The sequence below is a fragment of the Micromonospora sp. NPDC049257 genome, assembly GCF_040678915.1.
GTDB lineage: Bacteria > Actinomycetota > Actinomycetes > Mycobacteriales > Micromonosporaceae > Micromonospora > Micromonospora antibiotica.
The window spans coordinates 110,769-133,874 of record NZ_JBFAQU010000013.1 but is presented as its reverse complement, the minus strand read 5'-3'; the positions used below and the strand labels follow the sequence as shown (position 1 = coordinate 133,874).

Annotated in this window: 20 protein-coding genes; 5 read left to right on the top strand and 15 right to left on the bottom strand. The window is 66.5% G+C overall.

Annotation, left to right across the window (positions count from 1 at the left end; genetic code table 11):
- Positions 1–48: 48 nt before the first annotated feature.
- From AB0K25_RS20115 to AB0K25_RS20105, 3 genes are all read right to left on the bottom strand, one after another.
- A complete protein-coding gene (locus tag AB0K25_RS20115) occupies positions 49–1,263 on the bottom strand; it encodes a DUF932 domain-containing protein (RefSeq protein WP_363821803.1) in 1,215 nt (404 codons plus the stop codon).
- Positions 1,264–1,919: 656 nt separating this feature from the next.
- Positions 1,920–2,663, bottom strand: a complete 744-nt coding sequence (locus tag AB0K25_RS20110) for a winged helix-turn-helix domain-containing protein (RefSeq protein ID WP_363821800.1) — start codon at positions 2,661–2,663, stop codon at positions 1,920–1,922.
- 464 nt (positions 2,664–3,127) lie between these two features.
- Positions 3,128–4,828: a ParB N-terminal domain-containing protein gene (locus AB0K25_RS20105; protein WP_363821797.1), complete on the bottom strand. Its 1,701-nt coding sequence runs from the start codon at positions 4,826–4,828 to the stop codon at positions 3,128–3,130.
- Positions 4,829–5,151: 323 nt separating this feature from the next.
- On the opposite strand from AB0K25_RS20105, the gene AB0K25_RS20100 reads away from it, so the two are divergent.
- The 4 genes from AB0K25_RS20100 (at position 5,152) to AB0K25_RS20085 (ending at position 11,693) form a co-directional block, all read left to right on the top strand.
- A complete protein-coding gene (locus tag AB0K25_RS20100) occupies positions 5,152–5,523 on the top strand; it encodes a hypothetical protein (protein WP_363821794.1) in 372 nt (123 codons plus the stop codon).
- A 2,455-nt stretch (positions 5,524–7,978) separates the two neighbouring features.
- Complete coding sequence (locus AB0K25_RS20095) at positions 7,979–9,154, top strand: hypothetical protein (RefSeq protein WP_363821791.1); 1,176 nt, start codon at positions 7,979–7,981, stop codon at positions 9,152–9,154.
- A 229-nt stretch (positions 9,155–9,383) separates the two neighbouring features.
- A complete protein-coding gene (locus AB0K25_RS20090; RefSeq protein WP_363821788.1) occupies positions 9,384–9,584 on the top strand; it encodes a hypothetical protein in 201 nt (66 codons plus the stop codon).
- Positions 9,585–10,184: 600 nt separating this feature from the next.
- On the top strand, positions 10,185–11,693 hold the full coding sequence (locus AB0K25_RS20085; RefSeq protein WP_363821785.1) for a hypothetical protein: 1,509 nt from the start codon (positions 10,185–10,187) through the stop codon (positions 11,691–11,693).
- A gap of 522 nt (positions 11,694–12,215) precedes the next feature.
- Here the strand turns inward: AB0K25_RS20085 and lexA are convergent.
- Positions 12,216–12,860: a transcriptional repressor LexA gene (gene lexA / locus AB0K25_RS20080; protein WP_363821782.1), complete on the bottom strand. Its 645-nt coding sequence runs from the start codon at positions 12,858–12,860 to the stop codon at positions 12,216–12,218.
- A gap of 737 nt (positions 12,861–13,597) precedes the next feature.
- Here lexA and AB0K25_RS20075 point away from each other — a divergent pair.
- Positions 13,598–14,155 (top strand): NUDIX domain-containing protein, encoded by a 558-nt coding sequence (locus AB0K25_RS20075; protein WP_363821779.1) that lies wholly within the window; start codon positions 13,598–13,600, stop codon positions 14,153–14,155.
- Positions 14,156–14,208: 53 nt separating this feature from the next.
- Here the strand turns inward: AB0K25_RS20075 and AB0K25_RS20070 are convergent, their stop codons facing one another.
- The 11 genes from AB0K25_RS20070 to AB0K25_RS20020 form a co-directional block, all read right to left on the bottom strand.
- Positions 14,209–14,826: a DsbA family protein gene (locus AB0K25_RS20070; protein WP_363821933.1), complete on the bottom strand. Its 618-nt coding sequence runs from the start codon at positions 14,824–14,826 to the stop codon at positions 14,209–14,211.
- Between the two features lie 38 nt (positions 14,827–14,864).
- The gene (locus tag AB0K25_RS20065; RefSeq protein WP_363821776.1) at positions 14,865–15,524 is read right to left on the bottom strand and encodes a 3'-5' exonuclease; all 660 of its coding nucleotides are present in this window, start codon (positions 15,522–15,524) and stop codon (positions 14,865–14,867) included.
- A 65-nt stretch (positions 15,525–15,589) separates the two neighbouring features.
- Complete coding sequence (locus AB0K25_RS20060; protein ID WP_363821773.1) at positions 15,590–16,555, bottom strand: phosphoribosylaminoimidazolesuccinocarboxamide synthase; 966 nt, start codon at positions 16,553–16,555, stop codon at positions 15,590–15,592.
- Positions 16,552–17,334: a hypothetical protein gene (locus AB0K25_RS20055; RefSeq protein WP_363821770.1), complete on the bottom strand. Its 783-nt coding sequence runs from the start codon at positions 17,332–17,334 to the stop codon at positions 16,552–16,554. The genes AB0K25_RS20060 and AB0K25_RS20055 overlap by 4 nt, the downstream gene beginning before the upstream one ends.
- Before the next feature lie 41 nt (positions 17,335–17,375).
- The gene (locus AB0K25_RS20050) at positions 17,376–18,482 is read right to left on the bottom strand and encodes an aminotransferase class I/II-fold pyridoxal phosphate-dependent enzyme (RefSeq protein WP_363821767.1); all 1,107 of its coding nucleotides are present in this window, start codon (positions 18,480–18,482) and stop codon (positions 17,376–17,378) included.
- Positions 18,479–19,516, bottom strand: a complete 1,038-nt coding sequence (locus tag AB0K25_RS20045; protein WP_363821765.1) for a radical SAM protein — start codon at positions 19,514–19,516, stop codon at positions 18,479–18,481. Before AB0K25_RS20045 ends, AB0K25_RS20050 begins: the two co-directional genes overlap by 4 nt.
- Positions 19,506–20,159, bottom strand: a complete 654-nt coding sequence (locus AB0K25_RS20040) for a hypothetical protein (RefSeq protein ID WP_363821762.1) — start codon at positions 20,157–20,159, stop codon at positions 19,506–19,508. The genes AB0K25_RS20045 and AB0K25_RS20040 overlap by 11 nt, the downstream gene beginning before the upstream one ends.
- A gap of 35 nt (positions 20,160–20,194) precedes the next feature.
- Positions 20,195–21,016, bottom strand: a complete 822-nt coding sequence (locus AB0K25_RS20035; protein ID WP_363821759.1) for a class I SAM-dependent methyltransferase — start codon at positions 21,014–21,016, stop codon at positions 20,195–20,197.
- Positions 21,013–21,669, bottom strand: a complete 657-nt coding sequence (locus AB0K25_RS20030) for a phosphoribosyltransferase domain-containing protein (protein ID WP_363821756.1) — start codon at positions 21,667–21,669, stop codon at positions 21,013–21,015. The genes AB0K25_RS20035 and AB0K25_RS20030 overlap by 4 nt, the downstream gene beginning before the upstream one ends.
- A 14-nt stretch (positions 21,670–21,683) precedes the next feature.
- Positions 21,684–22,319 carry a GTP cyclohydrolase I FolE gene (gene folE / locus AB0K25_RS20025; RefSeq protein ID WP_363821753.1) on the bottom strand — a complete coding sequence of 212 codons (636 nt, stop codon included), beginning with the start codon at positions 22,317–22,319 and terminating at the stop codon, positions 21,684–21,686.
- Between the two features lie 46 nt (positions 22,320–22,365).
- On the bottom strand, positions 22,366–23,106 hold the full coding sequence (locus AB0K25_RS20020) for a 7-carboxy-7-deazaguanine synthase QueE (protein ID WP_363821750.1): 741 nt from the start codon (positions 23,104–23,106) through the stop codon (positions 22,366–22,368).

Sequence of the window (23,106 nt, the reverse complement as noted above, 5' to 3'; positions counted from 1 at the left end):
CCGCGAGGGGCGGGCGCCGGTTGGTGTCGGTGCCCGCCCCGGGGTGGGTCAGCGGTGGGTGAGGGTGAGCAGGCGGCGGTGGGCCTTGCTCTTCAGTTCGTCGGCGCGGCCCTCGACCATGGCGGTGGCGCGGGCGGCGAGGTTCTTGCCGCGAAGAGATCCGGTTGGCCGGATGGTGGTCTTCCAGTCGGCGAACTCGGTGATGGCGCGCTCTGCGGCGTAGGCGGTGCGGCCCAGGCGGGCGGCGTTGGTGTCGTAGAGGTCGGTCAGGATTTCCAGCCGCTGGGTGTGCTTGTTGAGGGTGCGGGTGGGGGCGTCCTCGTCGGGGGTCTTCCACAGGTCGCCGATGACCTTGTGGAACTCACCGATGGCGAGGTCGGTGCGGGCGAGAGCTTCCTCTTCGGCGGCGAAGTGGTCGAAGTAGTCGACCGACAGGCGCAGGGTGCGGCGGGCCTCTTCGATTCGGTCGCGGGCGTTGCGGGTGTGGCGCACGCCCCAGCGGGTGAGGGCGTCGCGGACGGCGAACCGCTCGGTGTTGCCGCAGACCGGACGCCATGGCGTGACCACGACCTGGAACAGGCTCGATCCGTCGTGGCTGTTGAGGGCGACGATGAACGGCACGATCGCGTCGTTGACGCCTGCGGCGTCGATGGTGACCGTCTGCGGCAGGCGCATGGAGATGAAGACCTTGCGGCCTTCGCGCAGTGCTCCGGCGGACTCCCACGTCACGGCATAGTCGTCCACGAGGTCCTGAAGGAATTCGAAGCCCTGCCGGTTCTGGAGCACCTCGTAGCGGGCTCCGACCACGCCGAGACCGGCGTCGGTGTCTTCGCGGATGTTGACGAACTGGTCCGGCAGGATCCGGAGTTGATCGGTCGGGCTGGCCTGGTAGAGCACGGGGCGGCGGCTGACAGTGAAGTTGATACCGCCGAGGGCGAGTACCTGGTCGATGTCGGTGGTGCCGCCGGGGATGACGCTGCCGAGCTGGTGCCATGCGGGCGTGCTGGTGTAAAGCGCGACTTGCCCGGTGGTCTCGTCCAAGCCGTGTTCGGGCATCAACTCGCCCTGGTTCATGGTGAGGACCTCGCCGTTGTCCCAGCTGTTCGGGTCGGTGACCAGGTAGCGGCCGTTGCCGAGGTTGCGCAGCTTGCCGTCGGCGACCTGGGCGTCGATGCCGGCCTGCTTGTCGGCCGCCCGGCTGATCTGGGCGGCCCGCTCGTCGGTGAACTCCTGGTTGACGTCCGGCAGTGCGAGAGTGGTCATGGCTGGTGGCCGCCTTTCGTTGTGGGGTTGTTGGTTGTGTGGTTGGGGGCTGCTATCCCCTCCCTCACGCTTATAATCATACATTATTAAGGGTTGAGCTGTCCACCCGAGATCCAAGTCCCTGCGAATGGTTTTCCAAGATCGTCCGGCGGCCTGTGTCCAGCCGCGATTGGCTCGGCGTGGTGATGTCCGGTGTGGTGGCGGAAGCGCGAGGCCTCGCGCTTCCGTTAGGGCGTCAGGTGGGGAAGGGGGGGCTTACTTCTGGCGACACGCCTCCGCAGCCCGCGCGGTTGCCACCGCCTGTGCTGTCGTTCCGTCTGCCGTCGACCCAACACCTGTGGTGCGGGTCAGGGTCAGGGTGACAAGGTGGAGCGCCCTACTGGACGAACGACCTTGTCACCCTGACCCTGACCCGCTCGGCTTGCCTTGGGTCGATGGCGGACGGGACGACAGCCCCTCCTCCCGCGAACCCGCAGCTGCTCAGCGGTCATTCCGGAGCCCGAGCGCCCCCGCCGGAGGCGCTCGTGCGAAGGCGCACCGCAGGGTGGCGACGGGCTCGCACCAGGGCTATGTCTTCCGGTTTCGTTAAGACGGCTGGTGAGAGGCGAGACATAGCTGTGGTCGACGGGGTCGGCGACCCCGGAAGCCGGCAGAGGTCATCCGTCGTGGGGCGGAGTGTCCGGCGCGACCATGGTGCGGTCGGAGCTGCGGATCAGGACACCTTCGTGGTGAAGTTCGGTCAGCGAGCGACGGACTGTGGTGAGGCTGACTGCGTATCTGGTGCCCAGCTTTGCCTCGGAGGGTAGAGGCTGGCCTGGTGTGAAGGTGCCTTCCGAGATGTCTTTTCGGATAGCGGCCATGACGCGCCGGTACTTCGCTGCGGTGGGGCCGGCTTCTTCAGTGCGCACTGGAGGGCCCGCTCCAGCACCGCGGCCTGGTCGGCTGTTGATCCACTGTTCCACACGCTGGCGTCTCCAGGAGCGGATGATGCCGCGCTTTGGCGCGGGCTCCTCCAGATCTGGGCGGGGTAGGTATCCGTCTTCGCCGCGCTCCCAGGCCGCTTTGCTCATGTCGACGTACTTGGACCATGTGCTGGCCTTGGCGTCGATGAGTGTCCGGAATTCCAGGGCGGGGATCAGCTCGTCGGGGTCGCCGTCGAGGGTGATGGAGTGGACACGCGCCCGGGACGCCTCAGCGATTTCTTCGATCGCGGCAGCCAGGTCATCGAGCGGGTACAGCAGGACGCCCTCGGGGCCGGGGACCGGAGCGGGCCACCTGGAGCCCTCGGCGCGACGCTTCGGGCTGGTCTGGATCGTGATGGTGTGTTCGCTGCGGCCGGTGAACTCGGCGGCGCCGGCGCGGTCGGTCATCCGCCGTCCGTCGACGACCCGAATCTTCACGTCTGTTCCTGCTCGGATCGGGGGCCAGAGTGCGCGGCGGCCGGGGATTTGCACCCGCGAGCGGATGCCAGCAGCACCCCGGCCACCAACCAACAACCTCGACAACGAGCGGATGCACGCCGCGAGATCGCTGTCGAGTGTAACAGCGCCGTGGCGCAGGATTCTCCTGCTGTCGAGGACGTCCGATGGTGATGTCGCGGAGGTTCTGATTCTCCCGGGTGTCTTGATCGTGAGCATGACATGACGGAAGGTGACCGCTGGGGGAGTGGCGGTCACCGGCGCATCGGGCTATGGATTGTCTGGTGCAGATCGTGAGGCCAGAGCATGTCCTTGAGCGTGTTGACCGGCAAGGATGGCCACAGTCTTACATCTCGGCCTCGCTGAAACCGTGTCTGTGGGCATCGCGCTCTCGGACAAGTCGAAGCGGTGAGGGTGCCCGGACCCGCCGGGCACCCTCACCGCGATCACGCGGCGACGTCTTCCTGCGTCGCGTGTTCCAGCGGGTGATCGTTTCCATCCTCGCTGTGGGCGACCGCGCCCGGCCGGGGAACAGCGGTCGTCGGTGTCGCCTCGTCGCTGCCCTCGGTCAGTGCGCCGTCCGGCACGACGTGTAGAGGCGGCGTGGCGTCTTCCGGGTCGCCATCATCGGAGTCGTCCCCGTCCTCCTCCTCATCGAGTTCCCTATCGGACTGGCCAGGGGGCTTCGGCGTCAGCGAGTCACGCAGTTCACTCTCGGTGTCGGACAGGCCGTAGCCTGCGTCACTGAGGCGGTCGAGCCAGCTCAGCGCCAGCTCGCGCCGGAAGCGGTAAGGTGCGGAGAGGAAATCGTTGAGGTTTCTCTCGTTACCGGCGACCCAACGACCCACCAGCAGACGAACGAGGCGAGCCTCGCCCGCGTCGTTGATTTCGACCTTCTCGGGGTCGATGCCAACCAGCCCGGCAAGTAGTTCGTGCTCATCCCGGCCGCCGTTCGTCAGTGCCGGATCTGACAGGGTCGCGCGCAGAGCGTGGACGTAGAGGGACTTCGCGGCCTTGGCGTTGCCGTAGGTCTCCACCACGAACTTGCGGCGCAGCTCGCCTGCGGTCTGCAGCGCCGTGCGGAAGGTTTCGGCCTTCGCCGCTTCGCTCTCCCTGCGGGCGATCTCGGTGGGGGAGACGTACGTGCTGTACACGCCGCGCCGCTTGAAGCCGTGCGCGTCGGGGTTGAGGCAGATCACCACCACCGCAGCGTCGTGGCCGGATGTGTCGATGAACGCGGCGAATCCGGGCTTGTCGCGAACGTCGGTGTCCTTCAACGACTCGCCCTCGGGGCCACGCAGGTCCTTGACGGCCGCCTCGCGGCTGCTGTGCGGAAACCCCTTCGGCTTCCCGACGATGACAACGCCGGCCTTGCCCAGCTCGGCGCGCAGCTTCTTCGCGGTTTCTGTGACTCTCCGCTTGCGCTTCTCGCTGGCGACCTGGTGGCGCAGCCCCCATGCAGTGCCGCTCTTCTTCAGGATTCGGCCGAGTGCGGCGCTGTCACCATCGAAAGCAGCGACTTCCGCAGCATCCTCCAACGTCAGGTCGCCCTTGTCGACCGCGCTCTGAATCTGAGCGCTCTGCTTCGCCAGCGCCAGGGACCGCTCGACGTAGGCCTTCTTGCGCCCAGTTCGTTCCACGATCTGCTCGGCGGTCCAGCCCTCCAGAGTGAGCTGCCGGTAGCCGCTGGCCTCTTCGCTGGCGGTGAGCGGCTTCCGGTGCAGGTTCTCCTGCAACATCGACGCGATCTGCTCGGCGGTCAGGTCCGCCATCGCGTCGTGCACCAGCACTGGCACTTCGAGCGCCATCGGTGATCCCTGCTCGATGGCCTCGATGGCGGCGGCCCGGCGACGCTGCCCCTGGGTGATGTAGATGCCATCCTCGCCCGGAACTCCGAGCAGTGCCTGGAAGACCCCGCTCTGCGCGATGCCGTCACGTAGTTCGCTCAGGTCGCCCAGATCCTTGCGGATCTGGCGCGGGTGGACCCGAAGGTCTCGCGGATCCGCCCACACGAGGCGTGGGCGTACCGGGCGCACCGCGCTGTCCGCCTCCGGGTTGCTCTGCGGGTCGGGGTTGTTGAGGATGTCGACCGGCTGATCCAGGCCGAGTGCTTCCGGCCGCATCGCTTCGGCCTTGGCTTCTATCACGACATGACTCCTTGCGGTGAGGTTATTGGTCGTAGACCCGGGCTGCCGTCCGAATCTACTTTAATCATACAGCACTACTGGGTGTGCTGCAAGTTCGGTGCTTGCTCGGGAGGAAGCACCGGGCGCTCAGCCGCGTCGCCAAGGTCAGCCGCAGGCTGAGGGGCCACCATTGGCCGTGAGTCGACCGGGGCGTGACGAGTCGTTCGATCCCGTTCGGACACCGACCGGCAGTCATAGCCGCTGATCTGCTCGGATGCGGGATATCCACAGAGGTGGAGTGCGCGACCTAGACGAGGCGTGGCCTTCTGACGGACGCTGCCCGTATGAGGTTCATGGAAGCAGCCGAGGTTCTTGCCGCGCGCCTCGCCGACGGCGATGACGACCTTGCCGCCGGCGGGGCCCTTCAACTGATGATCGACGCCTGGCGGTACCTCGGGGGGTCTGACCCTGCGTGGGATCGCTTCGGCTTGGAGGTCTTGGACGTCCGCAGCCGAATGTATCCGGACGAGGTCGCCGTGGCCGCAGATGTTCCGGACGCCGACCGCCCCCAGTTGAGGACTGCAGTGAGGGACCTTGTCGAGCAACTCGCTCGGCACCATGAGCGCCATGCCGTGGACCACGACGATCTGGCCCATCGGCTCAGCCACGATGCGACAGCGCAGCAACTGCGTCGAGCGGCAGCGGCCCTGATATGACGGTGGGCTTCTGGTATGAGGAAGCTCAGCGTGCGATACGGGCAGCCGCTGCGGCGGTCACGGGGCGCCGCGCGGGGACGGCTGGAGAGATCAACGGCCTAGCGGAGGCGCGGACTGACCTCTATCAGCAACTGGCCAGGGTGACGGAACTTTTGGTTGGCGGTCGACCCATCGCGGAGGTGTCGGGCAGAGCGGCTGCCACGATGGTTCTCGGGCGGGAGGGTCAGAGCCTGACCCGTTTCTACGCGGGGCTGTGCGGCGCTGCGGTGGTGGACCGACGGCTGCCACCTGCACCTGCAATCCTCAACGGCGCGGCCAAGTCGATGCGCCGCGCAGCTGACGCGGTCGGCGTGATGGGTGACATCATCGCTGGACATATTCCGCCCGGCGGGCACCCGGGCACGCTGGAGGGGGCCGCTATCCGTGCCGGTGGAGGTGTTCAGGGCGGGCTAGGTGACATCGCCCGGCTTGCCTTGGAGGCCGTGCGGCTCGATGGCCGGCTACCCGCGTGGTTGGACCGGGGCGGCCTGCTGGCGCAGACGTATCGGCCGGTGGCTGAGGCAGCCAGATGGGCGAGCGGCAGCAGGCTGGGTGCCATCGCCCGAGAGCTGATCACGACCGCGAAAGCTCATCCCAACCTCCGTGAGCTCGACATCGCTCGCGCACCTCGGAGCTCGGTGACGCCGGTGGACACCGTTGAAGCGGCCGTCGCTGCGGTCCGGGCCGCGCGGGCCTGGCTGTGGCTTCACCCCGATCAGGTCACTGGTGCGCATATTCAGGTTGGGACACAGCTCGGCTTGGCGGTGCACACATGGATGGGCGAGAGGCCGTCAACGACGGGAGGCTGGCGTCAGGCAGCAATAGCAGCTGCCGAGCTTCGTGCGACACCAGCGGTTGGCCCTGCGCAGGATGTCATCGCTGAGCTCCGTGAAGCCCTACGTTGGTCCCGCTCACAGACGGACCCTGAAACTCATCGATACAAGAAGATTGAGATGCGAGGCGCTGCCGCGCGGCTCGGCAGTGAAATGGTGCTCACCGCCGCCACTCTGTACCGTGGTTTACGGTCGGCGACGCAGCGTAAGAACCTCTTTGTCCGAGGGGATGCAGTCCTCGATCGCCCCGCAGGCTCGCTGGTCTACCGCGCCACCCCCAGCTGGCGGCCAGCAACGGCTGACGACGACCTTGTGGGCGACCTCAGTCGCGCATTGTGGCAACTCACTGGATCTGACGCTGCTAGCGTGGCCGCGCAAATACTCGCCCGACCACCTCGCCTCCATCCGGTGAGCCCGCCGGCAGAGCGCAGTGCTCTCGTGCCCGATGCGTCGTCAGACAATCAGGGATACCAGAGACCCGAGCAGCGTAGAGGCAGAAGGACGAGTTCGCATCATCTGTCGTCAACTGTCGCGTCCGATAGCAACGCGGTCGAGGCAGAGAGAGGGCCGCCTCCAGGCGACATTGCGATCGACTAACCTAAATTTAATTGGCCGTGCTGTTACTGGTGGTCTATCCGGTCTCGGCAAGCAGCACCACTGAGACGACGAGGGTCGCTGGAGATAGGTCAGCGCGGGTGACAGTGGACCGCTCTGCCCTGCCCCGCGTTCGCTTGGACTTTTGCTGGAGTAGCCGTCCCACCAAAGACGGAAGTTTACGCAGGTCCATGTATGGGACGCGTTGGTCATGCTGGGAATGATGGGACCGGGACGGCGCGTCGGCGCTGTGGCGCTGGAACCACGACCCCACGGTCGTGCGCTGGATGAGTGCCGGTTACCCGCAGACCGAGGACCGGGTGCGGGCCTGGCTGACCGAACGGCCCCGCAGGGACTACGGCGACGTGCTGTTCGGCGTAAAGGCCACCACTGGTGGCGGCCAGCTCGGGTCCGCACGTACGAGGCGGACGCCTGGTTTTCCCGATTCAACCTCAACTGGGCGGGGGTGAAGGCGACGCGCTCCGCCAGGAGGTCTGCTGCTTCGGCCGGCGCGGAGACCACCCTGATCCGGTTCGTCTCCTCCTCAAGCTGGGCGAGCTGCTCCTTGAAGAGGGTCACTGGCTGGTGTCGGCGGTGACTCGCAGGTACCAGCCCGGGAAGGGCTTCGTCGTTGCGGGGAACGAGGCGGGGTGGAACCAGTCGGGGCCGGCCGGCTTGTTCCCATTGGTGCAGCCACGACCGTAGGGCGGTCAGGGATGGGGAGTGTGTGTTGTCGGCGAGGATGGTGCCGTCGGTGAGGATGACGGCGGCGGTGGTCGCGGTGGTGTGCCCGATGCTGCGTCGGCCGTCATCGAGGGCGGCGATGCTGCGGTGTGGTCCGCCGGGGATGACGGAGTAGGCCGTCCAGGACAGCCAGTCCAGAGGCGTGTGGCGGGTAGCCGGTCATGCCGTCGGCGGTATGGCAGGTGATGGTGGTGACGCCGAGGACAAGGTGCAGGCGGTCCGCCCATCCGATCAGGTGGCCGCTGATGTCGACGCTCGTCACCCGCCCGGTGACGCCGGATCGGGCGGAGAGTAGCGCTCCCGGAGCATCCAGTGCCGGTACCGATCTCCAGCACGTGGTGGCCTTCGCGCACGTTGAGGGCGATCACGTCACGGCGGATGGCTTCGGGTGGAGAGCGGTGCGGGGTCTCTCCACGGTCCTCGTTGTGGACATAGAACTGCTGTCGGCGTACGGGCGCTTCGGTGCAGAGCCAGGTACGCCAGAAGTACACCCGCCGGGAGGTCTGCCGCTTCGGCTCGGGAGGGCTGCCGATCCAGTGCCCGGCTTCCCGCTTCACGCCGGGTTACCAGTAGAGTCGGGTCGGCGCTCGGATCGCGGCAGATCAGTGCACACGCTGGGAGGGTTCAACAGAAGCTCTAATTACTCACTCGCGGGAACGGCCGTGCAGGTGAACAATGAACCCGTGACAGATGAAGCGTTGCTCGTGTTCCGACCGCCACGAGAACCGCGCCCGATCTTCGCCGGTACCGCCGCCCATCGCTTCCCCGAGCTACGCGGGTCGCGTGAGTACCTCGACCGGCTCCGCGTTCACCATCTCGACCTTGCGCGCCGTGTGATTGAGGTCGACGACGGCAAAATCTACTTGCCTGACCTCTTGGTCTTGTCGATGATGCAGCGGAGCTACGGTCTGGTGGAAGCGGTCATTGACTGCGTCGACGGGTACAACTTGGCAGCGGCGGCTCCGCTACTCCGGATTCAGCTCGACACCCTCGTGCGCGCTTGCTACGTGGCATACCACCCGTTGGCGGATGAAGTGGTCACAGCGATGTTGGAAGGCACCGAGTTCCGCAGGATGAAGGATGTGGACGGAAAGTCGCTCACCGACGCGCGCCTGGTCGAGCTAGCAACGCCGCATCACCCGTGGCTTCCGCCGGTCTACAAGGAGACGTCAGGGTGGGTGCACCTCTCCGCCAATCATCTGACTGCCGCGTGGCAGGTCACCGGCGACCGGTTTGACTTTGGCCTTCCGCTTCGGCCCGACGTCGTTCCCGGGAAGCTCTGGTTGGAGTTGCTGGAGGCGATGACCAAGGCGACCGAGGAACTCTTTGGTTACGTCGAGCTGTGGGAGAGCCGGAAGGGCCTACCGCTCGGGCAGGCGCGAGGATGGCCGGACGCTGAGCCCGAGCCGAGCGGCGGATAGCTGCCCGCTCATACCGAGCGTATGACCGACCGGCGACAACCCATAGACCGGCTTCCCGCATCAAAGCTCACTGTCGTAGGCCACCTCTACGCAGGTCGAGTCCTCTGCGATCGAATGCGCGATCGCTGACCTTATGGCGTTGATTCGAATCAACGCCGAGGCTACCGACAATGACGAGTATGACGTGCGCCTTGGGATCGACTGGAATGGTGACCAGCCGCTAGCGATAATGACGAGTGACAATATGGGCTTCACCTACGACGGCGTCTCGACGCCCCTGCACCGCTACACGCCTGTCGAGACGACCGTCAACGCGGTAGAGCCCGCCTTGGACTTCTACTGGCACGTCCACGACTTCGCCGAGGATTGTGTAAACCAGGGTGGCGTCTCGAACGTGCGGATGATCCAGCCGTCCACACGCGACGAGTAGGCGTAGCTCAGCTCCGCCGCAGCCACAACGCCGGCCCGATCCGCTCGGTTCCGGTGCGGCGGGCGCCTTCCTTTTCCCTGCCGTTTGGTCTGGAAGGCTCCGTGCTCGTTCGAGAGCGGCGTGCGCCCGGACATCGCCGATCTTCTGCGCATCGTTCCCAGCCTGCGTACCTAGCACGGTATTGTCGGCGATGCCATAGCGGTCTCAATAAGCTGTGACTGTTCGTGCAAGGGCACCGCCAAGTGGAGGCGGTCTTGACGTCCTTCGGCGACGTGCCGAGCACCTCCGTCTAGACCCTGGCTCTCGGTGAGCGCGGTGTCCAGGAGGATCCTCCGGAGCTTCGATGAGGTCGCGCCGTTCGATGAGTGCCTGCCGGCGTTCGGAGTTCTTCAGCGCATGCATCCCCCGCGCTTTTCCCAGCTGAACGCCCAAACGGCGCCATGAGCGGGACGCCAAGATCGCTCGCAGTACGGCGTAAGTGTGCGTGCTTCCAGGACTCGATCAGAACGTTAGCGCGCCCGGCTTCTGTCGCTGCAGCTCGGGTGGGTAGTCTCTCGTGGTGATTAGCTCTTCTAGCCCTACTCGACGGAAGGCGCCGCGATGCTTATCCTTGGAGTTAGTTCGGATGATAAGGGCACGCAGCTTGAGGCGCTAGTGCACACCGAACTTGAAAGCCAAGGCTACGTGGAGGTGTACTCCAACGTAGTGGGATCCGGCGGGAACGAGCTTGATGTCACCGCCAAGCGGAAGTTTGCCGTAATCGGCACAGAACATGTCACACCGGTTGTGTGCGAAGCAAAGGCTTACCAGGATCCAGTAAACCTTCCCACGTGGCAGAAGTTTCTCGGAAAGCTCTTCATTCAGCGATCCGAAACGCCTGTTGCGATCGGCATCCTGGTGGCGCTCAGTGGTGTGAACGGCAACGTGCGCGGTAGCTACGAGTCGCTCCGAAAAAAGGACGGCAGCCTATTCGTATTCGACGGCAGGAACTTACTCGACAGGGCGCGTGAGGCCGGGGCGATCGCAAGCGAAGACAAGGTAATCCAGACCGTTCAGGAGCAATTCCGTCGAGGTTTTTTTGGTGTTGAGCCTGCGTACTACGGCGGTGGCTTCTTCTGGGTAGTTCGATGGAATGACGAAGAGTACTCGGTCGTCAACGCCTATGGAAGTCGCCTACTCGAACACGATGTTGAGAACCTCCGCAAGTCGCTCGAAGGATCCATTAGCGGCAAACTCGTGGCCACCGACGAAGCCCGAGCGCAGGCGGAGGCGCGTCACAATATCAAGGTTGGCCTCATTGGCCGTTTGCTCCAGGGTGGAACGGTTGCTGCCGGAGACTCGACCAAGGAGGACGAAAGGGAGGCGTTCGAGTCACTGGCCGATGAACCGTACTCTCATACCGAAAACGGGCAGCTTAGACTCGTCCCTGCAAACGAACTTGACGCGCTTGGCATCGCTCGATTCTTTACAAGCTTGTTCGAGAGTACCATCTCGGTGAAACACCTTGCGTTCATGACGGGCCGACGCCACGACCCATATGTACGGCGACTTATCGACACGCTCTCGGAACAGCAAGCCGGATTCACTCTTGACGAAGGTGACAGACTCTCTTTGCAGGCAGTCGCCCCGTTTTTCCCCTCGGTATGGGCAACGCTTGCACAGCCCATGCAGTTGATTACCACTCATCGGACTACTGCGCCCGGTTTGACCGATGAAGCCACGCTTATGTCAGATCGCAACACGTTTTGGGACGAGATTATCAAAGTCGTTCGACAGGACTTTATGAACGTATTCCTGCGTGGCTTTCTTTACGACCACCTCGGTGTCGCCGACCTTGACGAGGTTATTGAGGTGAAGGTTAAGTCGAAAGGCGGAGTAGTCGGCACCATGAAGACCAAGACACGCACCGCGATCCGACAATTGTCTGACGAACTCGTCGGTGAGGCCGGTACCCGGCATGCACTAATTCGCATGCTGTCAACAGTTGCTGAACCTTGGGAGGATTCTCACCCCGATCCGATCCCCCTCGAAATCGCAACCAATGGCGGCACAGCCAGCGCCCCTGCTGCGGAGGTTTCCTCGGACACGGCCCCGCTGCCCGAAGCCTGAACAGAATCCGATTCTCCCGCCAGCGGAAGTTCAGCAGGAGGTCGAGGGCTCGCTTGGTCGCTGGCAGCACGGTAGCAGCAGCAGCCAGATCCAGCGCCCGCTCTTCGGCTTCTTGATCCGCTGCACTGTTCTCGGCCGATCCGTGCGCCGCCGGGTCACCTCTACCGTCACATTGCGTAGTTGGTGAGTTTCAGGCACGGTCGTCGCCTTCACTGCCGGCCACCCGTACGTACTTTCTTACGTCGATGGCCGCCATGCACGTGCTGGCGTACATGGCTATGGACTGGGACTCGTACCCCGACAAACTGCTCGGGGACGCTGGCGAGTAGCGGGTCGGCGGCGGTCACGGACTCCTTCCGCCGAGGGGCGGTGACGCGGGGGCTCTTCCGTGAGGGGTACCGGACTCGTCTGCTGGGTTCGGCGCCGGCTGCCCTGTGCTTCCGGCTGGGTCATCGCGCTGCGGTGGCCGGTTAGGGCGGGGGTGGTCCTGCTGGGTGACGAACGTGGCGGCGATCGTCGGGATCACGGGCGGTGCAGGACGCAGACGACCTTGCCGAGGATCGTCGCGTGATCGCCGGGCAGTACCGGGTAGTGGGGGTTGCGGGGGACGAGTTCGATGCGGCCGTTGCGGGTTCGGTACTGCTTGACGGTGGCTTCCCCGTCGAGCAGGGCGGCGACGATGTCGCCGTTGTCGGCGACCGCCTGCTGGCGTACCACGATGATGTCGCCGTTGGTGATGGCCGCTTCGGTCATGGAGTCGCCTCGTACCCGCAGCGCGAACAGGGTGCCCTGGCCGACGAGCTCGGCGGGTAGGGACAGCGTCTCCTCGATGTGTTCCTCGGCGAGGATCGGTGTTCCTGCGGCGATGGCTCCCAGTAGGGGAACGCCGGTTCCGCGTGGGCTTTCCGACGTCGCCGGCGGGTCGTCGCCGGGCAGGGGGCGGGCGTCGACCGCTCGCGGTCCGCCGGGAGCCCGTCGGATGAGGCCGTGGTGGGTGAGGGTCTTTAGGTGGTGCGCCACAGAGGAGGGGGAGGCGAGCCCGACGGCCGCCCCGATCTCCCGCACCGTCGGAGGGTAGCCGTGCCGCTGAACCCAGCCACGGATCACGTCGAGGATCTGCCGTTGCCGGCCAGTCAACGGCTCGGGTGGCGCGTCAGGAGCGGTCACTCCAGGACGATACCGCGAACTTGGAACAAATGTACTAAACGAGGGGGTGGGGTGTGGTCTGCGGGTGTCTTCGAGACGTAACCGGCGCTGCGGGACGCCCCAGGCGTCACGAGACGTCCTTGACGCGGAAGAAACCTTGGCGCTCCCGGCCTGCTTACGTGGGGCAGGGCGACCACGGGGGGAGCCGCCCTGCCCCACGATGCCGTCACGGTAGACCTGGCCACCAATGCAGGACAACCCCCTGGGCGGCCCGCCGCCGGTGCCTATGCGATCCGAATCCACCCCATCGGTTGTTCCCCCGCGATGGCCGTTCCGCGTCGTCGCCAAGCAAACGGCACTCGGCATGCGGGCCAGCCCCGGGTCGACCGGCAGAACGGCCCCGACCACCATCAGGCTCGTGGGGCTGGGCCGCTTCACGTCCGGGGGCAGTGAGAGCGCCCGAACACTGTCCCCTGCAATCTCGGCACCGCAACACCTCCCCGCGCAGCGGGGGTGACGAGGACGGCCCACTTGCCCAACTCACACCCGGGGGCGGCGCAGGCGGCGGTTCCGGAACCCGTGAAACTGGCTTGGGCGCTTCCGTCCGTCGCACTCCGGCGTGCCCTGCGCCTAGCGATCGAGGCTCACTTGTATGGTCCTAAGGCTTCCTGTGCCTCACATCTTGGAGTCGGCGGTGTCGGGTTTTGCTGTCCCTGGACCAGGCGGTCCTGTTGGCCCGCGAGCCGAAGGGGCTACTCGTGGCAATCCTTGATTCGGAAATATCTCGTACGCTTTCGGCCTACCTCCAGTGCTATCCGGAGGAAGTGAACTTGCTGGCAGAGCCGGTGAGGTTGCTGGCGCAGGGGGCAAACTTCGCCTCGCGGCGGAACTTCGAGATGCACGTGACGGTTGGTGCGCTCCTGGTCCGCGAAGGGTCCGAGGTGCTGCTAGTCGACCACCTTGCCTACGGGATCCCCTTGCAGCCTGGGGGTCATCTCGAACCGACTGACGACACGCTGATCAGCGCTGCGGTGCGCGAGCTGGTGGAGGAAACGGGAGTCGATCCCGACGGGCTCTACCTTGCGTCGCCGATCCCGGTCTACGTGGAGTTCGGGGAGGTTCCTGCGCGGCCGGCGAAGGACGAACCGGCGCACGCTCATCTCGACTTCGGATTCTCGTTCGTGGCGGCGTCAGCGCGGACGGATGTGGGGCGTATCCAGGAGTCAGAGGTGCGAGGTGCGAGGTGGTACCCGCTCTCGGTCGCCGAGCAGCTCGTCGGACACCGCATCGCGCGGGCAGTGACCACGCCGGCATAGGTGTCACCGGACTGGGTGAAGTCTGCTTGTTACCGCGCGGCGTACTCCGGCGCTCACTCGAAGGATGGTTTGCGGTCTCGGCTCCGCTTGAGTTCGTAGAAGCCATCCGTTCCTGCGACGAGTACCAGGCCGTCCCAGAGTCGTCCAGCGGCCTCCCCCTGGGGTGCCGGTGTGATCACGGGGCCGAACAGTGCTTTGCCGCCGATGCGCAGGACGGGCGTCCCGACGTCGAGGCCGATCTCGTCGAATGCCTGGTTGTGCGAGTCGATGATGCGCTGATCGAAATTGGTGCTGGTCGCCGCCTCGGCTAGCGAGAGGGGTAGGCCCGCCTCGCTGAGGGCTTCGATGATTACGGTGGGGTCTTCGCGACGTCTCTGGTTGTGGAGGCGGGTGCCGATCGCGGTGTAGAGCGGCCCGAGGATGCGTGGCCCGCTGTGCTCGGCTGCGGCTGCGCAGACCCGCACGGATCCCCATGCCTTGGTCATCAGGTCCCGATAGTCCGCGCTGAGCCCCTTGCCCTCGCGTTGAACGAGATTTAGGTAGGCCAGCGACATGATGCGCCAGTCGGCGCGTACCGGCCGGACCTTCTCTACCTCCAGTAGCCAGCGGGAGGTGATCCACGCCCAGGGGCAGAGCGGATCGAACCAGAAGGGAACGGGTTGTTTCTCGATCTTCGCCACGAGCTTCGTCCTCTCGCCGCCTGGTTTCCTCAGTCGTCGATGTCGAACAGATCGGTCTGAGTGGGCATGTTGCATTTGGCCGTGCGGCCCGCGAGCTTCACCAGCTGCGCATGGTCGGCGACCCGGCCGTTGTCGTCTGCGGTGCTGATGAGCCGGATGAACACCTGGGCCGTGATGTCGACGTCGGTGTAGGCCCGGTGTCGGTCCGCTGGACGCTGTATCGAGAAGTGCGCCAAGAGTGTGTCGAGCCTGTAGTTGGGCAGGCCCGGGATGAGGTGCTTGGCCAGCGGGATCGTGTCCAGAAGATCGATGCGGGCGAGTGTCGGGCAGTGCTGGCGCTGGTTGTGGATGAGGTTGGCCTCCGTCGCGGCGTGCTGCGCGACGAGCAGGTACCGCCTGTTAGTTCTGAATCGTCGGTCCAGCGCGCCCAGCGCGTCGGCTGGGGTGGGAGCCAGCTTCAGCTGTTCTGCGGTCAGCCCGGTCTGGTCAGTGAAGGCGGGAGTCACCGGGGCGAAGGCGGGTGGTCTGATGAGCGACGTGCTCCTGCCGACTGCCGTCCAGGCGCTGTCTCGGTAGCGTAGTGCGAGCGCGGCAACCTCGACGGGCTGGGCCGGGTAGCCCGTGGGGGTCGTCGCCTCGAAGTCGATGACCACGAACGTGGTCGCCAGGAAGTCGGCGTCCTGTGTCAACCAGCCCATGGTTCACCGCTTTCGTGGGGTGGGTGCGGGAGTCGCCGGGCCGGCGTCGAAGGCTGTCACCATATGAGCTTGGTGACGGACTGTGTGGCAGTGTGCAGGTCGGGTGCGTTCCAGAGGCGTTCGCCGATCCAGGCTTCGCTCAGGGCTCGGTAGAGGTCCGACATCGCCGGCAGGAACTCGGGTGGCAGCGGCGTCGGCTGTGGCCATTGGTTCCGCGGTACGCCGGCGGCGATCAGCTGGTTCACTGGTACGTCGAGTCGGTGGGCCACGTACCAGTTGCGCAGGATCTGCTTGCCGCAGTGCACGCCGCGGAACATGAGGCGGCTCTCGTCGGGTGTGCCGGGGCTGTCGGCGACCACGATGCGGCCGTCACTCGTCGTCAGGAACTCGACCTTGCCGTCGCAGTGGCTCAACCCCACTTCGCGGGCGCGCCGGCTCAGAATCTCGTTTACCTGTAGGGAGAGGTCGGTCATGGTCTGGAACTGGTAGTCGCTCACGCCGGCGAGGCGTTGCGCCTCGGGGCGGTCGACGAAACGGTTCACCGGTTCCAGCATCGTCGCGTACTCGATCAGCGGTTGGGTCAGCTTTTCACCGATGGACGGGGCGCGGCGGAGCCCGGCTTCGACTTGGGTGAGGGTGCCGGCGGCGAGCCGACGGTGAACGGAGCTGCCTTGGGGAAGTTCGTTGCGGAAGAGGACCTGTACTGGTAAGAGGTGGTTTCCGGTGCTGGCAGGGGCCGGCCCGGAGTCGGGATCCGGCACCTGGGCGAGGTCGAACTCGATCCGGTTAGGGGCGATGAACCGGCGGAAGTGGGTGGGCACGCCCGCCGCTTCCAGCCTGGCGAAGTTGAATGCGGCCATCCGGCAGGTGGCCTCGCCTTTGCCGGGGATCAGATCGGGCATCCGGCCGTAGTGGAACACCGTGTAGTGGTCGGTGTACTCGAAGACGCCGATGCCTGTCTTGGCAGCCGTGGGAGGTACAACGATTTCGACGTTCTTGGTCGAGTGGAGGACAGGCATCATGATCCCCTGATCAGGCTGTGGCTCTGGCGGTCTGGTTCTGGCTGGCGCTGGTGCGCTCCGCAGCACATGCAGCGTGCCTGCGGGCCCTGCCATGGTTCGCGCAGGCAGCCCAGCCCGGTGCCGGCACTCTGGATCCAGAGCCGGGCCAGGTCTGCTGCCTCGTGTTCGTCGAAGAGGCGCCGGTCCAGCACCCGGTGGCGGTCGGGGTCGGTGGCGGCGAGTTCTTCGAAGAGCGCGCAGGCGTCCGCCATGAACGTGACCTGCTCGTTGGTGAGGACGTAGTCGTCGCGCTGCTGTGTCCGCGTCACGGCCATGGATGGGTGGTCGGTGACGAGGATCGTGAGGTCGGGCAGCGGCCGGTATGTGGACGCGAAGTTCCGCAGGGCGATGGCCGTATCCAGAGCGGCGTCGCGGTCGTCGGGGTGCAGCTGGAGTGCCTGGCACACAGCGGTGGTATCGACGCTGCGGCCCTCGATGACGGTGCGTCCGCTGGACAGAGCGGGGAGTACGGTGTCCAGGTCGTGGCGTTTGATGGCCAGTAAGAGCATTGTCTCGGCCAGAGGGCTACCTCCGCGCAGGAAGGGGTCTCCCGCGCTGGCGTCGATCAGTGCCCGTAGTAGGGCTTTGCCGAGCCCTGGACCTCCGTCGGTGCGCCGCGAGAATTCCTCCAGCAGCATCGGCTTGTCGTCGACGCCTTCGAGAGCGCGCCGGGTCAGATATGTCTTGCCGATTCCGGTGACGCCGTCGACGGAGATCAGCGGGCCGCGCGGGCAGGTCATGTCCCGCAACGATGCCCGGGGCCTGGGTGCTGCATCGTCCTCTATGCGGCCCATGTCGTGGCCTCCCGGGTGATGACGGCGGCGTAATGGTCGAGGGTGGCCTCGGTGTCGCGGTCGGTGATTAGCACCGCGAGCATGTGGTCGAGGATCTGAGCAGCACCGCGGCACGGTCGACTGGGTTGGGCGAACGGCCGGGTGTCGCAGGGGACGAGCCGGAAGCTGCCGGTGGAGTTCGGCACGCCCTGCTGCGCTAGGTGCTCGGTGAACGCCCGGGCCCCGGGGAGGTCGACGCGCAGCAGCGGGGAGAAGCTGTTCCACTGCTCGTCGGCCGCCGGTTCGAGAGCGATCAGGCCGCGTGCCTGTTCCAGGGCGTGTAGCAGGCGGCGGGTCTGCTCCTGGCGCCACGCGAGCAGATCCTGAAAGCGGTGAACGTTGGCCAGGGCGATCGCTGCGAGGGGAGCCGCGAGCCGGGAATTGGTTGCCAGTCGGCTCAGCGGCTGTTGACCGGGCGGGGCCGGCTGCCAGTGGCTACGAAACGCCGCGGCGTGCTCGGCCAGGTCACGGCGGGCGGTGAGCAGGAAGCCGCCTTCGCCGCTCCACAAGATCTTGCCGTCTTTCAGGGAGAAGCAGCCGACGGTGCCGATCGTGCCAGCCCGCTGCCCGGCGCGAGTGCTGCCGGCAGCCTGGGCGGCGTCTTCGATGACGACGAGGTCGTGCGCGGCCGCGAACGCCGTCAACGCGGCCGGATCGCCCACCCGGCCCCACAGGTGCACGGGCAGGATCGCCCGAGTACGTGAGGTGACCTTGCGGGCGGCGTCGTCGTAGTCGATGTCCAGGGTGTTCGGGTCGCTGTCGACGAACACCGGTGTGGCGCCGAGGGCGGCTAGCGGGGCGACGGTCATGACGACGGTCAGCGCCGGCACGAGGACCTCGTCGCCGGGGCCGATGCTGCAGGCGAACAGCGCACCGTGCAGGGCCGCGGTGCCGGAGGAGACTGCGACGGCATGCGGCACGCCAAACGCCTCGGCCAGGTCGCGCTCCAGCTGCCCGGCGGCCGGGCCGCCGCTGGGGTCTGGCATCTGATCGAGCACCCCGACGAGATGGTCGGCGATCGACGCTGCGTCGGTGCCGGCGGTGGGTGGCGTCATCGCGGCACTCCCGTGTTCAGCAGCCGCGGCATGTCCAGCACCAGCGGCCACATGTTGACGCAGTCGCGGCTGAACAGCGAGCAGTTCGTGCACGTGGGCCTGGCGGCGAACAGGGTGCGCGCGTCGCCGCCGCGGATGGTGCGCTGGTGTTCGGGTGCGGTGGCGGCGATCCGGCGATCGGACGGGCAGTCCCAGAGGGAGCCGTCGGGTTGGACGAAGTACAGGCGTGCGCCGCCGAAGCAGTCTGGCACGTGTCCGCTGTCCTGAGTGGAAATTGCGGCGACGAATCGTTGCAGGTAGGACGGGTCCGGTAGTGCCAGGCCGTGGGGATCTGCGTAGAGGCGTTCGAGGTGCGCGCCGACGCTGGCGACGTCGGCGGGGGTGTGAGATAGGGCGTCGAAGAGTTGGTGGTCGGAGGGCAGTGACACCGGCTGGGGTACGTAGTAGTCCACGCCGATGTCGGCTGCTAACCGCGCCACGTCGGTGATCTCCTGCGGGCGCGATCGGGTCACGACGGTGTAGATCCCGACTCGAGGTCCGGGCCGGTCACCGCGGGCCTTGAGCAGAGCGCTGATGCCGGCCAGGACGTCGTGGTAGCCGAAGCGGCCCGATCGTGACGGCCGCATCGTGTCGTTGGTGTCGGCGTCTGCGCTGTCGAGCGACACCGAGACGCCGTCGACGCCGAGGGCGAGGAGCTGCTCGACGATGTGCGGGCGGGTGAGCGGGATGCCGTTGGTGGCGATGACGACCTGGCAGCCGGCGCCCTTGATGAGCGAGATGATCCCGAGCGTGGCGGGCCAGTCCAGCGGTTCTCCGCCAGCGATGATCACCCGCTCGACGGGCGAGCCGGTCAGCGTGCGCGCGAACGCCGTCAGGGTCGGCGCGGTCAGGTCGGCGCGGGACAGGTGCGACAGGACACCTGCCTGTTGGGGCAGGTTGCCCTTGTGCTCTTCGATCGTGCCGAAGTAGCAGTGCGGGCAGGCGAACGCGCACGGGGAACGCAGGCCCCACAGCAGGGTTACGTCACGAGGCACGGGCGGTCCGCCGATCCAGCAGGGCGGCCACGATCTCACCGACGGCGCCGGCCGTCCACTGCTGCGACATGCCGGCCACATCGAGCTGGACGTAGTCGGGGTCGTCGGCCGCTACCTTCCGGTACAGGGTGTCGATCTCGTTGAGCAGGTGCAGGTCCGCCGGCGTGAGAGCTCGGCCGATGCGGTCGGCGAAGCGTCGTGCGCACTCCTTCGGGTCGTCGGTTAGAAGGATGGTCATGTCCGGGAGTCGCCGCCACCGCCGGAATCCACACCGGATGTGGCTGGCCACCGCCTCCGGCGTCGAGTCAGGGTTCGCCGAGCGGAGAATCGCCGCCTGATACACCGCGACGGAGTCCACGCCCCGGTCTTCGAGGATCACTTCGACGCCGGTCAAGTCCCGTTCCGATAGCCGCTCGGCTTTGCCGATCTGCAGGGCGAGCAGGGCGAGGGTTTCCGCGACCGGGTGGCCGGCGCGCAAGAAGGGGTCGCCGTGCTCGCTCAGTGCGGTGATGATGCGCCCGTGCAACACCGTGCCGCGGGAGTCGGTGAGTTCGTCCAGGAGCAAACAGCGCTCGCCGAGCTGTGCGGTGACCGCGCGAGCCGCGCTCGTCTTCCCCACACCGTTGATGCCCTCGATACTCACCCACACCGGTGCGGCACCTTGCGCCGGTGCGCTGATCATGCGGGACGCCGGCAGACGTACAGCAACTCGGTGGCCACGTCGGGCACGGCGATCGCCGAAACCACGTTCAGTAGAGCGGTGGGAACGCGCGCGACCAGGTCGCGGTACCAACCGGAGGCGGCGTTGCCGTACTGGCGGGTGAGCGCGGCGGCAACGGCGTCCGGATCGGGCGGCAGCAGACCCATCACGTCCTCGACGACCAAGCCCACCTCGGTGAGCACCTGCGCGATCTCCTCCCGCGACCACTCGTACACATGGACGCGGTACTGCAGCGGCCGCGGTGGAGGACCGACAGCGGCGGGGGTCGACAGGTAGAGCACCCCACCCGGCGCCAGCGCCGCAGCGGTGTTGCGCAGGCTCGCCGCGCCCAACTCGAATGGCAGGTGCTCCAGCGCCGAGGTGTAGATGGCGACGTCGAAGACGGGCAGGTCCGGCCACGGCTGGGCGACATCGCACTCCACCAGGTCGACCGGGAACGGCTCACCGTAGGTCGCGCGTAGGCCTTCGATGCGTTCCCACGCCTCATCGAGGTTGGCGGTGCTGATATCCAGCCCGACGTACCCTCCAATCGTCGGGGCGTAACGGTGAAGCAGCGGCAGCGTCAACCCGCGACCGCAACAGACGTCCACTACGCGGGAGCCCGGTGCGCACCGCTCGGCGACGAGCAGGTGCTGCAGGAGGTTCATCAGGCCCGACGGTTTGACCTCACCACAGCTCAAGGCCGCATAGAAGTCATCCATCTGGTTGGTGCTGTACGGCCCCACCATCGGGGTACCCGGACGGGTTCGGTACTGCTCCGGCAGCTGTGCTGCGGTCATGATTCGCCTCCCAGGTGTACGTCGGATCGGAGCGCGGGGGACCGATCGGCTCCGACGGCCCCGCCCGCGCTGCCTGCGGGGCGGACTCGCGGCGAAGTCGGCACGATCAGGTCTTCAGTCGTCTGCGCACGGTCATTCCAGGGGAAGACGACCCAGTCGAGGGTGTCCCATACCCAGGTGTCCGGGGTGAAGGCCGCCGCCTTGCTCCGGCAGAGCGCAGCGGTACGGACTACCGACCTGGGCAGGTGTGTGGCCAGCCAGGGAAGCGCCGCGAGGTACGTCGCGCCGCTACCGCAGATGTCGTCGACCAGGAGCACGTGAGCATCGCGGTGCGCCGTGAGCGCGGCGTCGGGTGCCGCCGGCAGTTCGACGTGTCCGGTCGCAGGGTGGTGCAGAACGTCGCTGCGGTTGTGGCGCGCCACGAACTCGACGACCGGTACCCCGTAGTGGGCGGCGAGCATCCGGGCCAGCGGAACCCCGCCGCGCGCGATACCGACGACCACGTCCGGTGTCGGCTCGTGTGCGGCGATCAGCGCGGTAGCCGAGGTGAAAGCTCCCTCTGTCAGACGCCAGACGCGTCGGTGCTCGAAGACGCGCTGCACGACGACCGGGGTGTGCTGCGGGTTGGTGGGGTGTTTGGCCCTGGTGTCCACGGGCTTACCTACTCTCAGTCGGGACGGACCTCGTCCTGGGCGAGGGTGAGGAACTGCTGGGAGAGCACCGAGTCGCTGCGGAACCGACCGCCTGCCTGCAACGAGCTGGTGCGTGCCGCCTCCATCCGGACGCCCCGCATGCTCATGCACAGGTGCGTGCCGCGGACCGCGACGGCCACGTCGTCGCTGCCGATCACCGCTGCGAGGTCCTCGGCGACCTGCCGGGTGAACCGCTCCTGAACCTGGAGACGGGCGGAGTTCCGCTGAGCGATTCGACCAAACTTCGACAGGCCCAGGACCTCGCCGGCGGGTACGTATCCGGCGGCGACCCTCAGGTGCATCGGCAGCAGGTGGTGCTCACACAGCGACCACACGCTGATGCCACCCACGACGACCAGTTGGCCGCTCAGGTGTGACTCGGCGAAGACCGTTGCGGGCGCGGCAGCCTCTGCCGAGAGGAAGGTGCTCCACCAGGAGGCGACGCGCGCCGGAGTGCCGGTCAGACCATCGCGGGTGGGGTCCTCGCCCAAGGCGACCAGAAGCTGAGAGATCAGCTCTCGCACTCGATCGGTGTTGACGCGCGGCTCGGGCAGAGCGCGTTCGGTGCTGCAGGCGGTCGCGGTGAGGCCGGCGAGGGAGGAGCTTGTCACGGCATCTTCTCGCTTCTTCCGGGATACGGCAGGGGCAGGGTTCTGGTCAACGGCCTCGCGTGTCGGCGAAGGCCAGCACGTGCATTCGCGTGGTGAAGTACCACCGCCGAGCCGCGACGGCGTCTGCCAGTCGACGAGTCGCCTCGATGACGGCCTCGGCGGTGGTGCCCTCCGGCATCACCCAAATCGGGGCGAGCTGGTGGGTGGCGGCGACCTCGGCGATCCGGTCGAGGTCGGCGACGGAGGAGGCGACAATCTTGAACATTGCTCGTTGCGACGCCACGAAGGCTTCCAGGGCGGCAGGCACGATGCTCTTGTTCTCCTGCATCCCGAAGCTCGACAGCTTGGGGCTGACGTTGAACCGCACTCCGTCGATCAACAGCGCCGGGTCGGGGGCGATCGTGCCGTTGGTCTCGACCTCGATCCGCTTCCCGGCGGCCAGCAGACGCCGGATGAGGGACGCCAGGTGCCGCTGCTGGATCAGTGGCTCACCGCCGGTGATCACGACCAGTTCGACTGGAGAGGACGTCGCCCACTGCACCAGCTCCGTCACCGACCTTTTCGTCGACTCCGTAAGCGGGTCGAACTGGGACCAGTCCCAGGTGTACTTCGTGTCGCAGCGTGTGCACGTCAGGTTGCACCGGGAGAGGCGGATGAACAGCGCAGGGTGCCCGGCGCTGGGGCCCTCGCCTTGAAAGGTCGGAGTCTGGACGCCGAAGCACTCCGCGACGATCAGCGACTCGCCGGTGATGCTTGCCCGTGGTCCGACCGAATTGGGCGCCGGCAC